Raw genomic sequence first — 12,490 nt, forward strand, 5'->3', positions numbered from 1 at the left:
TGGACAAGCTCCAGCCCGGATGTACGTAGGTTGGCACGCTTTTCTAGATATTTACAAGTCAAAAATACTCTCAACGATGTAGTCCATCGTTCAAAAGGGTATAAATAGAATTAGCGGGAATTGCATCATGGTATATAAATCATTGTCCACTGTATTATTAGTGGGTCTCAGTCAGCTATCTGTAGCTGTATGGGCCGCAAACCAAGCACCAGAAGTACGCGGCCAAAGTGAAACCATTCGTCAAGCCGGCCAACACCAAAGCTGGGTTTGGGGTCAAGACCCAGAAGGTAAAACGTTAACCTTTGAAATTGTTAAGCCCGCTCGACACGGTAAGGTTACATTAGACCCTAAGCTAGGACGTTATACTTACCAGCCCACGCAATCTACTGACTATGATGAGTTTTCTTTTCGGGTATTTGATGGGCAATTATGGTCTACGCCAGCGCCAGTGCAATTAAGGTTTACGGTTAAACAAACGTCTAATCCAACCACAAATACGAAACAACCAGTACAACCTACTAAGCCCACAAATACCAACAACTCAAGCCACAGTAACAATCAGGCGCCAGAAGCAAGAGGTCAGGCTGAACAACTGACATCTTTTGCACCTCACCACAGCCATGTTTGGGCTCAAGATAAAGATCGGGATCAAATTACCTTTCAGGTTGTTCAAGCCCCTAAACATGGGAAACTTAAACTTGATAGCAAAACAGGGCGCTATACTTATACGCCTCAAAGTAACCAAGCCAGCTACGATGAGTTTAAATTCCAGGCTACTGATGGCCGCAGCACATCTAAAGTGGCTACCGTGCAATTAATGCTTAACTTTATAGACCACAAGCCCACACAACCAGTGTCGCCAACTACCCCCACCACCAACAACCCAAGTACACCTAAGCAACCCACCACACCCGTTAACAACAATCCAACAACAAAACAGCCTGTGACACCTGTTGATAAAAATCCAACAACAAAGCCAAAACAACCAAAGGTTGATAATAAGTCTCCAAATAAACCATCAACCCCTACTGCAAAAACACCTGAAAAACCTGTTGATCATTACCAGTCAAAAGATGATTTCTCTGCCAATGTAAAAGAAGTTTTAAGTAATGACTTTTTCTCTCCAACATTTAATCATGGTGCATCTAACCGCTTGCATGATGTAGCCCTGGCGATTGATTTTCTTGCCCGTAGTGGAGATATCGCCGATGGTGATTTAGACAAGCTGCTCTATTACATCCGCGCCTTCAATTATTATGGCAATATGAAAGAAATCCCTGTCGCGGATTTAGTGCTACTGAATAACGCATTACTGACTGTAACTCAAATGTCGGACTTTTATGCTATGCAGGAAAAAGCCGCAGCAGTCCAAGAAGGCTATGTGGTTGCTATAAGTGGCTTATTCCGTCAGGCAAGGGTTGCAGAGCAACTGTTATCACATATCGATGTTGTAGCACAATTATTAACGCATTATCAGCAGGATGGCATCAGTGATATCAAACGTCATGCGGATAGCATGTTCGAAACCCTGAATATCGTCGACGAAATGGGTTATCATGCCAAAAATACTCGTGAAGATGCTTATAAGTCAGTCAAGGATAAAGTTAAGCAAGCCAACCTAGCGGAGCGTGTTGCTAAACTAGGCGCGAGTGAGCAAGGACTGTGGCAGGGTAAAGATGCCTTCGTACTTTTTAACGCTATTGAAGCGCTGGGTAATTTATATTTACGCGACGATGCAGACTGGAATAAACAGCTCGATAACTATGCGGCAGATTTAGTACGACAATATCAACACTATGCCGATCAAGAAGAATTAAAGAGTAACTTTTACGTCTACTACGTAAACAAAACACGTTACTACGACCGTAATACCACCGCTGAACAAGCCTGTGAAAAAGATTTTCCAGGCTTGTGCCATATCTACAAAGTAGATGAGGTATTACCTGTTGAACACACCTGTAGTTCAACACTTAAGGTGAAAGCCCAGGAGTTAACAACGGCACAACTTGGTTATATCTGTAGTGAATTAAAAGATATGGAAGCTACCTTCCACCAGAAGTTCACGAGTGCGACGAACCAACAACCTGTTGCTGATGACAATAATTCAAATCTTGAACTGGTGATTTTCAATAGTCCAGAAGACTGGCATAAATACGGTGGCGTGTTATTCCAGGTCTCTACGGACAATGGTGGAATTTATATTGAAGGTGATCCTTCGAAAAAAGGTAATCAGGCTCGATTCTATGCTTATGAACGCCATGATTTAAGTGAGTGGCAAGTGTGGAATTTACGCCATGAATATGTCCACTACCTGGATAGCCGTTTTAATCAATATGGTCGTTTTGGTCACCACCCACTTCAACTGACCACATGGTGGGCAGAAGGCTTAGCGGAGTATATGGCGCATGGTAAAAGCAACAAACGTGGTATGAGCGTTATGCGAGGCTACACGCCAGCCCGTCGTCCAGGTTTTACCGATATTGCACAAACGTCATATGATAAAGGTGATGATATGGTATACCGCTGGTCTTACTTACTACACTGGTATTTAGACGAAAATACACCCACACAATACTTGGATCTGGCCAGTGCTTTACGTGAAAAAGACTCATCCATTTACAAAGAACGTTTGGAAAAACTGGGTGAGCACTTTGGTGATAAATTCACCACATGGCGCGATAGCAAGTTAACACAAACAAGTCCCATGATTGCAGCTGATCGTTATGTGGCAAGCGATGTTCAACCTGCATCAGTTTCTAACCCTCGTGATAACTTAGCGCATTCACCATTGCAACAACGTCGTTATAGTACGGCAAGACCGCCTCTCCGCAAGTAAAAGGTTTTAAGGCAAAACGATTAGGCGATTGTAGTTTATCTGCAATCGCCTTTTTTCTTATTTTAAAGAGATAATAGACCTAAATAAGGACTACGTGTTAATGCCACACCCACGATATAAAAAAAGGCTAAATAAGCCCCAATAAGCGCAAACAGCCGTCGTTGATAGGTTTTACCTCGTTTTAACGCCACTGTTCCCAGTACAATATAAACAATTAACGCACAGACTTTAGCCGTTAACCAACCCTGAACGAAAGGATACTGTTGGAGTATTATTGTCAAAACGATTGCACTCACTAACAGCACGGTATCAATAATATGTGGTAAAATACGTGCTACACGGCTATTGAGCCAAGGTGAAACGGTCAGCATGCCATAGGCTCGAACGCTAAATGAAATAAAGGTGAGAGCCACACAGGTTAAATGAACGTGTTTCCACAAAAGATAACTCATTAATTCGCCTTATCTTCATTTTATTGATATAAAAACGCTTTTAGTTAGCCGTATACAACATATTCATGCTTAATATGTCAAACTCATCCAAACAGGTATGCAAGACAATATGATTAAATGGATTCTTGGTATCTTGGTTGTTGTAGCGGTATTAGCAGGTATTGGCATTTGGTGGTTTACCTCCTGGATAAAAAGTCAGGAAGGCGATTTCACTGAGACAATGGATTATGCCTCCCAATTTGCCCAAACGCATACTGCAACTGAGTGTGCAGAAGAAACAGCGAAACGTGCGGGTGACTGTAGCTCATTTAGTATGAGTTGTTTAATAAAAGCACAATTATTTATGCAGGTATGCTTTGATAACACCCAGGATACATTGGCTTTTTGCCAAGCAACGCCTTACAAAGAAGGAAATGTCGCCATGGTAACCTGGGCAACGGTATTTTGTGCAGAACAAAACAAGTCAGGGCAGGGGTGTATCTCCACATTGACCCAATTAGGTGACTATTGTAGTAATCAATTAATTGATGAGCAGAATGAAAAAGCAAACGACGCCTAAAAAATCCAAAGTTTCAAAAACATCTGTTGCAGTGAATAATGAAGCACAACGTTGCCCATGGTGTGGTACAGATCCACTCTATGTCAGCTATCATGATCAAGTTTGGGGACGTCCAGTTAAAAATGATCAAGAGCTCTTTGCCAAACTCTGCCTGGATGGACAACAAGCCGGGTTAAGCTGGATTACTATTTTGCGTAAACAACAGCATTATGAAACAGCATATGATCAATTTAACCCAGAAATAATCGCTCAATATAATCAACAAAAAATTGAACAACTTTTACAAAATCCAGGCATTGTTAGAAACCGTCTTAAAGTTGAGTCAATCATCAAAAATGCTCGTGGTTTTTTGGCTATTCAATCCAGCAACTCGCAGTCATTCAGTGAGTTTCTTTGGCAATTTGTTGATGGCCGTCCCATTCAAAACCATTGGCAAAGCCTGGACCAGGCACCCACGAATACGCCCCAGTCTGATGCCATGTCCAAGGCACTCAAAAAAGCGGGCTTTTCATTTGTCGGGAGTACCATTTGTTATGCATTTATGCAAGCAGTAGGTATGGTCAACGACCATTTGGTGATATGTCCACAACATCAGGAGTGTGAATCGCTGGGACAAGCATTCTTTTTTTAACTTGAATAGTTGCTATCATTTTTAATAATCACATGAATTACACTGTAAGATGTTTTTTGAGTAGATAAGTATGCAACAGCCAATATGATTCATAATCAATATCGAGTTTCTTATTTTTTTATTGTTAGTTATTATTATATAATGTGTCTTTATTTTCTTGGGAATCAATAAAAAGAATGTTAAATAAATCATCGGCATATGAAAGCATTTCTTCAAATATTATTCAATAAAATCATGATATGAAGGCATTAAGAAAAAACATCCTTACTGTGTGGATTATTTTAAATAGTGCTGTTTTATATTATGTGCTTCATGATCCTCCACCGAGTGGAACTATATACCATTTTGAGGCTGGACTTTTAATAGCAGGAATAATGACTATTATTTCATTTCCGTCTGGACTTATTTTTGTGTACATATATTCACTTGCTGTATCAATCAACTCAGCCAACAGTTTTTATATTGATATTTTTTCGATTTGGTTACCTTATTTCATAGGTGGAACAGTACAATGGGTTTGGTTACTTCCAAAGTTATTGTATAGAAAAAACAAGTAATATATTTATTAGTGTGCAGACTATTAATTGAAGAGCATGAATAGCGTAAACACCAGAACAATCGCGTCCCTTGTCCAAGTCGGGATAATGCCCTTCAAACACGCCGTGAATCCTTCCCTGGAGGCTTGATTACCGCATTCATGCGGCAAATAGTTCGATGTGCATTATCCAGCCTTTATCTGCCACGGATATACGTTGAAATATCCCAAACGCTCACTTAATAATGATTTAGGTATTGCAAAATCGATTTGCAATGGTTGAATTTATGTGTAAAGCAAATGCTCAAGGCATAAATAAGTGATTTTGTGTTAAAACAGACTGCGCCTGCTGGGTAATATCCTGCTTGGCATCTAGCCAGTGAATCGTCCAGCCTTGACGTTCCATACGACGAAACCAGGTATCTTGTCGTTTAGCAAATTGGTGAATTTGAGAATTGAGCTTTTGCTTCATGTCATTAAAGTTCAGCTGGTTTTGCAAATATAAACTGACAAAACGATACTCAAGGCCACACCAGTCCAGCATTTCGTGGGTCACCCCCTGTTGCAGTAAACCTTCCACTTCTTCAATCATGCCATTGTTAAGCCGTTGCATTAAACGCTCAGTAATTCGCTTACGGAGTAAAGGCCGATCCCAGCGTATACCAATTAATAGCGGATTAATGGTGGGTAACTTAGGTATTGAGATCCCCGCTAATTCAGCTTCCGCAATTTTTATTGCTTGTTCCAGGCGGGCGCGATGCTGTAAGTCAGATGAATTATGTAATGATTGCTGACGATGTTGACTCAATGTCAAAAGCCGTTGCTGTAGCTGCTCAACTGAAAGCCCCTCAAGCTCTTCATCAAGTTCAAGATTTTCTGGAATATCAACAAAGCGATAACCATTGATCACTGACTCAATATACAAACCTGTTCCGCCAACCACTACAGGCCAGGTGTTTTTTTGCCATAAGGTTTGTATGACACTAAAACAATCCCGCTGATAGCGATGAACATTGTATTCATCACCAGGATTCACAATATCAATTAAGTGGTAGGGACATGAGCCGAACTCTTCAAGATCTTTACCTGAGCCAATATCCATTCCTCGATACACTTGTCGTGAATCAGCCGAAACAATTTCGCCTTTTAACCAATCCGCAACCTGCACAGCTAAATGGGTTTTACCTGAAGCGGTAGGCCCTAAAACTACAATAAGATTGATTTGATCAGGATTGCTTTTGACAGCCGCAATATGGGTTGAGTTGAGAGAAGAAGACATGGACCAGAAAAATCTCTATCAAAGTCAATTTAATAAACAGAGTGTACTGCGCCGGCTAACTTAACAAAGTTATTTATACTGAAGCAAGTGCTATCGAAAGAGTTAATTACAGATAAAGAGTATACCAATAGCCCGCGTGTTTAATATTCCAATGTATATCAATGGTAGACAAAGTCTGGATAACGCTCGTCGAACTGTTTGCCGCAAGGAAGCGGCAACCAAGCCTCCAGGGATGGATTCACGGCGTGTTCGATGGGCGTTATGCAGATTTTGAGAAAAAGTTGCAGGAGAATAAGTAACCTCTAACGATTAATATTGACTACAGAAGTCAGAGGTTACTGTTAGAAGATAAGGCTTAACTTTAACTTAGTTTAATGAGAAAGCAGCAAATAGAGCATACTGGCAATCCCTGCACCGGTTAACGGTCCTAACACAGGCACCCAAGCATAACTCCAGTTACTACTGCCTTTCCCCGCAATGGGTAAAACTGAATACACTAAACGTGGCGCCAGGTCTCTGGCGGGATTGATAGCGTAACCTGTGGTGCCTCCCAGTGACATACCAATGGCAACCACTAACAACGCCACAGGTAGTGCACCGATAGAGCCTAGGCCAATCTTCGCCTGACTCAAACCATCCAGCTGGAGGCTGGGTCCTGCCATATACAAGATGACAAAGACTAAAGCAAAGGTACCCACCAACTCGGATAAAAAGTTTCTGGGAAGGTTACGTATGGCCGGCCCTGTCGAGAAAACAGCAAGTTTAGTTTGATGATCATCTGTAGCATCAAAGTGGTCTTTATAAATTAACCAGACAACTGATGCCCCTAAAGCAGCACCTAACATTTGTGCCACACAGTAGGTAATAACAGATGTCCAGGGAAATAACCCCGCAATGGCTAAACCGACTGTTACAGCAGGATTTAAGTGTGCTCCACTATGGGGACCCGCAACGATTACACCTGTAAAAACGGCTAACCCCCACGCAAATGTAATAACAATCCAGCCCGCATTATGGCCAATCGTTTTCTGTAAACAGACATTTGCAACTACGCCTGCACCTAATAATATAAGAAAAAACGTTCCTATTAACTCTGCAATAAATGGTGTCATTATTATTCTCCCAAGCAGGATCGCCCATTATTCTTTTAATACGGGGCTATTATTATTGAACAACTTTTATACGACAATTATCGTCAATCCATGCAACGCACATTTAACCTGCAAATGCGGTGAGAAACAATATTTTCTTGAAGAGATCGTTAGCGAATAGCTGAAGTTTCAGGAGAATAAAAACCTACGAAGTGTGTTAGTCACTTCAATACACTGGATTTAGTATTTATGTGCTTTACTAATTTTTCATTGATTGAAGATGGCTTATTTAAAGTGAAAAGCGCCTAGTGTTTGTATCTAACAGAGGGGCTATGTTCTCAGTTATTATGTATTTAGTTTAGTACTGTTATGAGTCACTGAGTTCATTAGGATCAAACGAATGATGCATGTGACGAATTTTCCACGCTCCACTGTCACGCTCTAGAACATACGTCGTTCTTACTCCTGGATAGGGTTTTGAGGAATACCGAAGCATTGCGGTAATGCACGCCATATCACTGGTAATAAACACACGAACATTTTCGCGAATCAAGCTCCCAATATCGCCATGTTGAAAGAAATTAGCGACCTTATCTTCATGAGCCTTGTAGTTACTGGAGTCACAGTTAGCGTGATTGTCAAAGAAAACGACGCCATTATCAGAGACATGTAGTGACCGAAACTTATCAATATTTCTATTATAAAAACTCTGATCATACTCATCCATGAGCTGCTTGAATGGTTGAAGAGACTTCTCATCAGTCACTTCCATAATCTTTCTACCTCCTAGCCATTAAGCTGTATATTTATACAGTATACCTAAAATTGTACATCCGTTGTCACATGTTGACCACGTTTGATGTGGATAGGGGCCAATCGTACCTCATTACGGATATCCGTTAATCTTAAAGTAAAAGGACCTTGACCAAAGCGGGCACGGCGAACAAATATATTGTAAGGTTTTCGTTGTAACTCAAACCATTGACCCTGACCATTACGTAAAGCAACTGAGTGAACAGGGAACTTATGATTTAGTACAGTCAACGCTAAAAAACGTCCCCCCGTACCTTTTGTAAACTTAACTTGTATATTACCAATGACATTACCAGGAATGAACCGCCAACGTACTGGTACTCGCCCTTGTCGCAATTCTGCTACCTGTTGAAAGGCTTGCTTACTTAAATCTAACCCTCCTGGCTTACATCCTGGGCAACGATCAACCACGCGCACGATCGCTTTTCCCTTTGGGCCTTCCACTTCAATAAAGGCACCACAACTATTTGAACGCTGATAATCACGGTTATTTAATGCAACGACATTGAGATTCTGAGGGGAGGGGGAAAAGCCACAATTGCCAGTACCATTCGCATGATAATAACTTGCTTGGCCTGTATACGATTGATTAAACCAAGCATTTGCCTGTGACTGATTTACAGTAAACATCAAAAATAGTAGTGACACGTAGCTCAAACACTGTCGTATTCCAAACATTCAATACCCCGCAACACCAACACTGACTTATTGGCTATACCAGAACCTTATTGCTAACCTGAAAACAATGGCTTATCCAGGCAATACCCTGACGAAATGAAGTGCAGCATGTTACTGGTAAAGGGTATGTAGTGCTATGAAGTTGTGTATTTTGAAGTTTTTTTGCGTGTTAGTTGTTGCATTTTTTGTGATCAACCCTTCAGTCGTGTTTCCTGCAGATACTGATGAAGCAAACAGTAGTGAAGCGGTGACCATCAATATGCAAGATACCGATATACGCACATTTATTAAGTGGATTGCTGAGCGTACCGCTAAAAACTTTGTCATTGATCCGAGAGTAAAAGGCAAAATAAATGTTATTTCTCATGAGGCATTAACGCCAGAAGAAGCCTATCAAGTTTTTTTATCTGTCCTACAAGTACATAACTTTACTGCTGTAACATCAGGACAAGTGATAAAAATTATTCCTGATACACAGGCCAAACATTCTGCGCTTCCCATGATTGATAAACTACCTGCCACACCTCAACGTGATCAGATGGTAGTACGTGTACTCAAACCTAAAAATATCGCCGCCGATAAACTTGCCAGTTTACTAAAACCGTTTATTCCCCAATCTGGTCTGCTTGTCGCCTACCCAGAAAGCAATGCGTTAATTCTGTCTGACAGAATGGCGAATATCGACCAGCTACTCAAAATTATTCAGCATATTGACCAAGAAGGTGGACTTGATGTTGAGATTATTACACTGAAACATGCTGAAGCTAAGGCTATTGTGGGTATATTAACTAATTTAGTGCCTAAAGGGGGAGGGCCTAACACATCCAAGGCATTAGGGGTCAGTTTTGCTGCAGATGACCGAACCAATAGTATTCTGCTTGTAGGTGAACAAGTTAAAAAGCAGCAATTAAAAAATGTGATTACTTTGCTTGATAAACCCCAAACGGGGAGTGGTGATACTGAAGTGGTGTATCTTTATTATCTTAAAGCTTCAGAAGTCGCCCCTATACTGCAAAACCTGGCAGGTGGTTTTAAAAAAGAACAAAAAAATATTGGTATTGAACGCGCGGAAATATCTATTCAGGCTAACGACAGCACTAATGCACTAATCATCACCGCACCTCCTCCCTTAATGGTAAAATTCAAGAGTGTTGTACGTAAGCTCGATATTCGGCGCGCCCAAGTTATGGTCGAAGCCCTTATTGTTGAGGTGGGAGAAGAAACCAGTCATGAATTAGGTATTCAGTGGAATACGGCACCTGGCGCTTTAAATAATGAAGGCGTGTTTGGCGGAATACGTAATGCCCTCAGTAATATTGAATCCTTAGATGCTTTTCCTGGCGATCCTGTTAGCCTCCGTTCCGGGCTATCACTAGGCATTTATCATAATGGTTCACTGCGTGCCCTTATTCGCGCACTGCAAACTGATGACGCCGTAAATATCTTATCAACGCCAACAGTATCAACGCTGGATAATGAAACAGCTAAAATCACGGTGGGGCAGAACGTGCCTTTTGTGACAGGCCGTTCAACCAGTGAATCATCCAGTACGACAAATCCTTTCCAGACAATCGAACGTAAGGATGTGGGTATTCAGTTGGAAATCACCCCCCAAATCAATGAAGGTGATGCAGTAACCCTTGAGGTATTTCAAGAAATCTCCAGTGTCACGGACTCCACTCAAGCGTCCGATATTATTACCAATCAACGTTCCATTAAAACTCGTGTGTTGGTCGAAAGTGGCACTATTCTCGTCATAGGGGGATTAATCAGTGATGAACAGGAAGAGGACGAAATCAAAGTACCCTTTTTAGGTGATCTGCCCATCATTGGCTATTTGTTTAAAAGCGAACGCACCAAAAAATCCAAACGTAACCTGATGGTATTTCTTCGACCAACGATTATTCAAAACAAACAGCAGGTTAGTCATATAACTCATACGCGCTATCACAATCTGAAATCAAACAACCGCTCTTTTCAACAGCGGCTAAATGAGGTGTTTAAACGTTTTGAAGCATCCCGGTTTGGTAATGCCCATAGAAGTTATCCTGATTCCGCCGTTAAACCGAATAATAAGCCATGATTCATTGTAATATCGATCTAGAAACACTATCTGGTAGCACTCAAGATCCCGTTGTACCTTACAGCTATGCGAAACGACATGGCGTGTTGCTTATTCCACAAAACGAAGCACCACCATTATTATGTACTTATAAATCCTTTTTATGTCCTGCTGTACACAGTGAACTACTGCGTATTGCTATCACCGAATTAAAGCTATACCCCTTACAATATGCACAGGTTTCAGAAGCCAATTTCACTGCACTACTGAGTCAACTATACCAAGGTCCTGCGGAAAGCCGTGAAGCCATGGAAGAGCTGGGTGATGATGTCGATTTAGCTCAGCTGGCAGATCAAGTGCCAGAAAGTGAAGATCTTCTTGAGCAACAAGATGATGCACCCATTATTCGTTTAATAAACGCAGTATTAACTCAAGCTATACATGAGCAAGCCTCCGATATTCATATCGAGACTTTTGAAAAAAGAGTTGTCATTCGTTTTCGGGTTGATGGCGTCATGCGGAAAATTCTTGAGCCTAAACGACAGTTAGCGCCTTTACTCATTTCCCGCATCAAAGTCATGGCTAAGTTGGATATAGCGGAAAAGCGAATTCCCCAGGATGGCCGTATTTCGCTGAAAATCGCAGGGCGTGAAGTTGATATCCGGGTTTCAACGCTACCAGCAACCACCAATGAACGTATTGTTCTTCGCTTACTGGATAAACAGGCAGGTCGGTTAGATATCAATAACCTTGGCTTAGAAAAACAACCCTTTCAGGCATTTAGTCAATTACTGCATGCGCCACATGGCATTATTCTGGTAACAGGTCCTACAGGTTCAGGTAAAACAACGACACTTTATTCCGCTCTGAGCACACTCAATACTGAAAGCCGGACTATTTTAACCGTGGAAGACCCTATCGAGTATTATCTTGAAGGTGTAGGTCAGACCCAGGTGAATCCAAAAACGGATATGACATTTGCGCGGGGATTACGCTCAATCTTACGGCAAGACCCTGATGTGGTTATGGTGGGTGAAATTCGTGATGGCGAAACAGCACATATTGCAGTCCAAGCCAGCTTAACAGGACACTTAGTGTTATCAACCTTACACACTAACACGGCAGTAGGTGCGATTGCTCGATTACGAGACATGGGTATTGAATCATTTCTACTGGCGACCAGTTTAATTGGCTTAATCGCTCAGCGGCTGGTGAGACGGTTGTGTGATCATTGCAAGCAACAACAGCCGGCATCGCCTTTGGCACGAGAACAGTTTGGTCTTACTGATAATGCGGCACCTTTTTTACTTTTCACTCCTGCAGGCTGTGATCAGTGTAATATGTCAGGTTTCCGGGGACGTCTCGCTATTTACGAAGTTATTGTAGTTGATCATGTACTGCAAAAAATGATTTACGAACAAGCTGCAGAACAAGAAATGCAAGCTTATGCGCATCAACATAGCCTATCAATCAGAGATGATGGTTTAGGTAAAGTACAGCAGGGAATTACAACGCTTGAAGAAGTTATGCGAGTAACACAGGACCGTTAATGTA

At 41.5% G+C, this 12,490-nt stretch carries 10 protein-coding genes; 5 read left to right on the forward strand and 5 right to left on the reverse strand.

The annotated features are described in order from the left end of the window. The first annotated feature begins 127 nt into the window (after positions 1-127). Positions 128-2,836 carry a collagenase gene (locus tag ACQ96U_RS05660; RefSeq protein ID WP_431720274.1) on the forward strand — a complete coding sequence of 903 codons (2,709 nt, stop codon included), beginning with the start codon at positions 128-130 and terminating at the stop codon, positions 2,834-2,836. 62 nt (positions 2,837-2,898) lie between these two features. On the opposite strand, the gene ACQ96U_RS05665 is transcribed toward ACQ96U_RS05660, so the two are convergent. Next, positions 2,899-3,288, reverse strand: coding sequence for a SirB2 family protein (locus ACQ96U_RS05665; protein ID WP_431720275.1), 390 nt, complete (start codon positions 3,286-3,288; stop codon positions 2,899-2,901). Positions 3,289-3,397: 109 nt separating this feature from the next. On the opposite strand from ACQ96U_RS05665, the gene ACQ96U_RS05670 reads away from it, so the two are divergent. Together ACQ96U_RS05670 and ACQ96U_RS05675 are read left to right on the forward strand one after the other, a co-directional pair. Further along, the gene (locus tag ACQ96U_RS05670; protein WP_431720276.1) at positions 3,398-3,847 is read left to right on the forward strand and encodes a hypothetical protein; all 450 of its coding nucleotides are present in this window, start codon (positions 3,398-3,400) and stop codon (positions 3,845-3,847) included. After that, the gene (locus ACQ96U_RS05675) at positions 3,825-4,478 is read left to right on the forward strand and encodes a DNA-3-methyladenine glycosylase I (RefSeq protein ID WP_431720277.1); all 654 of its coding nucleotides are present in this window, start codon (positions 3,825-3,827) and stop codon (positions 4,476-4,478) included. Before ACQ96U_RS05670 ends, ACQ96U_RS05675 begins: the two co-directional genes overlap by 23 nt. 839 nt (positions 4,479-5,317) lie before the next feature. Here the strand turns inward: ACQ96U_RS05675 and miaA are convergent. From miaA to ACQ96U_RS05695, 4 genes are all read right to left on the reverse strand, one after another. Continuing rightward, positions 5,318-6,292, reverse strand: a complete 975-nt coding sequence (miaA, locus tag ACQ96U_RS05680) for a tRNA (adenosine(37)-N6)-dimethylallyltransferase MiaA (protein ID WP_431720278.1) — start codon at positions 6,290-6,292, stop codon at positions 5,318-5,320. Positions 6,293-6,663: 371 nt separating this feature from the next. Next, on the reverse strand, positions 6,664-7,404 hold the full coding sequence (locus ACQ96U_RS05685) for an MIP/aquaporin family protein (RefSeq protein ID WP_431720279.1): 741 nt from the start codon (positions 7,402-7,404) through the stop codon (positions 6,664-6,666). 346 nt (positions 7,405-7,750) lie between these two features. Then, on the reverse strand, positions 7,751-8,155 hold the full coding sequence (locus ACQ96U_RS05690) for a nuclear transport factor 2 family protein (protein WP_431720280.1): 405 nt from the start codon (positions 8,153-8,155) through the stop codon (positions 7,751-7,753). 47 nt (positions 8,156-8,202) lie between these two features. Next, the gene (locus ACQ96U_RS05695) at positions 8,203-8,874 is read right to left on the reverse strand and encodes an expansin EXLX1 family cellulose-binding protein (protein ID WP_431720281.1); all 672 of its coding nucleotides are present in this window, start codon (positions 8,872-8,874) and stop codon (positions 8,203-8,205) included. A gap of 136 nt (positions 8,875-9,010) precedes the next feature. Here ACQ96U_RS05695 and gspD point away from each other — a divergent pair, with 136 nt between their 5' ends. Together gspD and gspE are read left to right on the forward strand one after the other, a co-directional pair. Continuing rightward, positions 9,011-10,957 (forward strand): type II secretion system secretin GspD, encoded by a 1,947-nt coding sequence (gene gspD, locus ACQ96U_RS05700; protein ID WP_431720282.1) that lies wholly within the window; start codon positions 9,011-9,013, stop codon positions 10,955-10,957. Further along, positions 10,954-12,486 (forward strand): type II secretion system ATPase GspE, encoded by a 1,533-nt coding sequence (gene gspE / locus ACQ96U_RS05705; RefSeq protein ID WP_431720283.1) that lies wholly within the window; start codon positions 10,954-10,956, stop codon positions 12,484-12,486. Before gspD ends, gspE begins: the two co-directional genes overlap by 4 nt. Positions 12,487-12,490: the final 4 nt, after the last annotated feature.

Source organism: Zooshikella sp. RANM57 (assembly GCF_050749885.1).
In the GTDB taxonomy this organism is placed as follows: Bacteria; Pseudomonadota; Gammaproteobacteria; order Pseudomonadales; family Zooshikellaceae; genus Zooshikella.